General features: G+C 45.3%; 4 protein-coding genes. All 4 read right to left on the reverse strand.

The window, feature by feature from the left end; all coding sequences use genetic code 11:
* Window positions 1-207: 207 nt before the first annotated feature.
* On the reverse strand, window positions 208-483 hold the full coding sequence (locus AC5V8P_RS23910) for an SDR family NAD(P)-dependent oxidoreductase (RefSeq protein ID WP_495473940.1): 276 nt from the start codon (window positions 481-483) through the stop codon (window positions 208-210).
* Complete coding sequence (locus tag AC5V8P_RS23915) at window positions 443-739, reverse strand: SDR family NAD(P)-dependent oxidoreductase (RefSeq protein ID WP_231116955.1); 297 nt, start codon at window positions 737-739, stop codon at window positions 443-445. The genes AC5V8P_RS23910 and AC5V8P_RS23915 overlap by 41 nt, the downstream gene beginning before the upstream one ends.
* 340 nt (window positions 740-1,079) lie before the next feature.
* A complete protein-coding gene (locus AC5V8P_RS23920; RefSeq protein ID WP_064797904.1) occupies window positions 1,080-3,833 on the reverse strand; it encodes a PHB depolymerase family esterase in 2,754 nt (917 codons plus the stop codon).
* 194 nt (window positions 3,834-4,027) lie between these two features.
* Window positions 4,028-4,207, reverse strand: a 180-nt coding sequence (locus AC5V8P_RS23925; RefSeq protein ID WP_495473941.1) for a PLP-dependent transferase, incomplete at its 5' end; no start/stop codon positions are given.

Raw genomic sequence — 4,207 nt, forward strand, 5'->3', positions numbered from 1 at the left:
AGCCCGATGAAGGGGTGGACTACTTAAAAAGCGATATATCAAATCTGATGACGGAGCGAAGCTCAGCGCTTTCAGGATAAACTCAAAAAACGCGCCCCGATCGAGTATCGGCACGCGCTTGCAGCTTAGCTTTTCCATTCGTCTACTTTACAGGGGTATGACTACTCAAGGATTCATTTTATTCCTCTTGGTACAAACTTGTTTTTATTAGGATTCAGGCAAGCTCTGCCCTCCGTCGATAATAATTGTTTGTCCCGTGATGAAGCCAGCCTCCTTAGAGGCAAGAAATGCAGCTGCATGTCCCATTTCTTCAACGGTTCCAAACCGTTTCAATGGAATAGCTAGAAGCATGGTTTCAATGTATTCTGGGAAGGTTTCTATCATTTCAGTCATTGTATTACCGGGCATGATCGCATTGATTGTAATACCAAACGGAGCTAACTCAAGCGCTGCACTGCGAATAAAAGTTAGCACACAACACATCAATGCCGCTAAAGGCCACCGATACTGAATGTGCCATCATTTCCATAGAAGATCGATCCGTGACATCACCTCTAAAGCCTTGCGCGTATCCACCGGATGCTCTGATTTCGGCAGCGCATATCTCGGCCTTATCAAGGTTACGAGAAATAATGGCTACTTTAGCTCCCTTTTCAGCAAAGACTTTGGCGATTCCTTTACCATTCCCCTTACTCGAACCAGTTACAATAACCGACTTGTTTTCAAATGAATTTCCCATTATGTTTTCCCCCCTTCGGAGAGAGAGCATTTGCTCTCTAAATAGATCAAAAACTATCTTATAATAATATTAATAGATTGCATGACTAGATTAATCTTTTCCTGTGCACTTAATGTGCCTTCCCCTGGACAGAAGAAGGATTCAAAACGTTTATGATGATATTCACATTTTTTAGCTTTGTCAATAAAGTTGGACGCACAAGGCTACTTCCATATCTCGACATGGTTGAGCTCTCTTGAAGGAGTTTTGATTTGTCTCACGTTAAGGGATCAGTCCCCCTCCCCAACTCCGGACGTTTTTTTATTTTAGGATTATCGTGTCTAATTAGCTGTCTTCTTTATTAGCCTTGCAGTTTTTGCTGCGCATGTCTAATGGAAGTAAAGTTAAAAGCACGCACTCCCTTGCTATCATATACAATAATCTCTTTGTTTAAATACGGGTGCAGACCGTTAAAATATCCGGGCATAATCAGTCTGCGCATAAAAAGGTTTTTGCCCAGCATACGTGGTGAATTGGTCGCTACCACAAGCATTTGATGGTTTGCAGACCATGGGCTAGGCTGAATATATGACAAACAGTACTCACCTGCCGTAAAATCATCACCCCATGCATACCCGTCCTCAGTACATGTAATTTGAAGATGAGCTTGATACTTCTGAAGCAGCTCATGTCTGGACAAGCCTGAAGTAATACAAATGACGTTGCTATCAGCCAGTGCTTTCTCCAAAATATCATTAGAAGACACTACCGGATAATGGACACCGATGTACGGGTTCCAGGTCGCTGTCCGCGGGCTAGCCAAGGCGTTGGCCGTTCGTTTCATCGCCTGTTCTTCCTCTGGTGTAGCGTAGCTGGATGGCAGAACGATATGAAGTCGATCCATATACACACCAAGCACACCCATACCATGGTTTACATTATTTCTTCCCGTGCCTAGTAAACCGTCAATTTCCTTAGCTGCATCCGCTTTTTTGGTAGCGCTCTCGTTGTTCTCTCCCTTCCGTTCAGCGATCAAACGATATTCAGGTGAAGGGCGTTTGTGCGATTGTGTTTTAACAAAGCGAAAGCGGTTGTATTCTCGTAAATCCAACATGAAAATGCGGGCTCCGATACGAACTTGGGCCAGCTCTTGAGACATGTCCTCTTGTGAGAGATGAATCACAAATTCTTTAGCATGTACAGCTTCGATATCCAATTCACCTGTGGAACTCATTTCACCACGCAATTCCGCATATTCCTCGTTCTCATCCATTCGCATCAATTCCAGCCAGTAAGCTCGATTATGTCTGGACCGTTCTGTCCGGTAAGCAATACGCTGAGGTACGGCAACTCTTTTCCATTGCATAAGCCAACCCAGTATGCCGTCCAAAAGTCTTAACTCGTGCGTATCCCAATGATTAGACTGCCGCTCCACCACACCTTTAAAATGGTTCGATGAAAGCTCGGTTACAGGAGCTGTGTAAGCTTGGGCAAATAAGTAATCCTGATCTCCGCACACATCCAATATTGGCATATTCAACAGATTTATCAGATGTTTGGGATGTGGCGCCCCTGAGATAACCGCAATAGCAGCAAACCGAGAAGGATAAGCCTGTGCCATCGCCCAGGCAGCATATGCACCGTTCGAGTAACCCGTCAGATAGATGCGTTCTTCATCCACTTGATACGCCTGCAGTATGACATCTAGCCCCTCTAAAAAAGCAGCTTCTCCAATATAACTGCCCAGCGTAACGCCACGACACGAAAAAGTAACAAATATAGCTTCCTCTTCCCACTCACGCCCAAAACCTCTATTCTGAAAATCCGGCAGCCCCAGCTCATATCGCTTGCCAGGCATTAGAACGATCAGAGGATACCGTCGCTCAGCCGTGTAGTTGCTGGGAAGCTGGATTGTATACCGTTGCATACTATTGTCCAAACGGGAGACAAAAAATCCTTCGCCAATGCCGTCAGCCGTCAAAAAAATGTGTTCTTTCTGAAGTAACGATGGGTGCTGTGACTGTTTGGTCTGTCCATGTATAAAAATTTGTTTTAATAGCCTGATATATTCACGCACCCCCCGGGAATCCCAGATTTCAAAAGGATCTTCCGGCAAATCCGTTAACCTGGTTAATTCCTCAAGCAGGCCCTCTATTTGTATTTTCTGTGCAGAATGAAGGACATCCTTAGCGCAGGCTTGAATGTATTGGTCATACTCTTCCTGCAAGTCCTCCACGACGACTGCCAAAGGCCGGACAAGTACCGAATACACAAAATGATGCTCTACGGCTTCATGATCCCGATAGGTAACGGTGAAGTGCAGCATTCCCGTATTCCCGATCTTCTCCTCATCCCAAGCGTAGCTTTGCTCCTGCTCCCAATGGGCTGGAAACTGATCTAACCTCATCCCCTCATCATTCGTTACCTCGACCCATAACGTTTGATCTGAGGGAAGAAGGATCCGATCCTTACGCAGCAAATAAAATAAAATTGGGCTGTCTTCCCCTTTTCTGCCAGCACTTTTCTCAACCTCTAACCAAGCCATATGATTACGTATATTACGCTCTACAAATTCACGATGCAGTTCTACCACATCTGGTTCATCACATACCTGATTTCCACTGATACGAATAGAGCGGGCCTCATCAGGAATAAACGCAGCAATGACAACTACTGTGTGATCGCCTTCCTCCAGATACAAGCGAAACGGACCGGATTCTGCATATACCAGTATGCCATCTATCCAAATTTGTCCAGTTCCTTCAAACGGTCTGAAAATCACTTCCTGTGCTGTCATACAACGTAGATTTGAAACCAGTAAAAGTCTCTCTTGTTCAGCCAAAGGCGGAAAAACGCCTAGATTCAGTTCGGAGGTTCGAGGATCAAGTTCGGTCAACAATCGACACGCTGCCCTTCCTCCTGCTGAAAGCTCGATTCCATCTTCACCACAAGCCTTTTCCAAATTCCATTCCTCATGCGTAAAATGACTCGACCATTCTCTGCCCACACCACAATTTTCCGGAAGCTCGACTGGACCGACTGCATAAGCAGACGCCAGACGTACCGGATGATCCGCCAGCACCGTAGTTGCTTTTTCCAGCTGTGTGAACCTCATAACATTCCCCCTCCAGGTTTTTGTTTCCTCAGAGACGTAGCTGCGTTATATTCCGTTTAACATTCAATTGAACTATATAAAACTATTCGTTACTGCCTCAGCGTACTCCTCTGTGCTTTCCAAAAAAGAAGCTAATTCACACAACAAAAAAAGAGGCGGCTTCTGCCACCTCTCTTGATCATTATGCTTATTATTTACAATGCTGACTGCAAGTCTTCGATCAAATCCTCGAGATCTTCAATTCCAACTGAAATCCGTACCAAGCCTTCGGTAATACCAAGCTCTGCACGACGTTCTGCCGGAATGGAGGCATGCGTCATACGTGCCGGAACGCTAATCAGACTTTCAACTGCTCCCAGGCTCTCAGCCAGTGT

The sequence above is a fragment of the Paenibacillus sp. N119s genome (assembly GCF_059447605.1).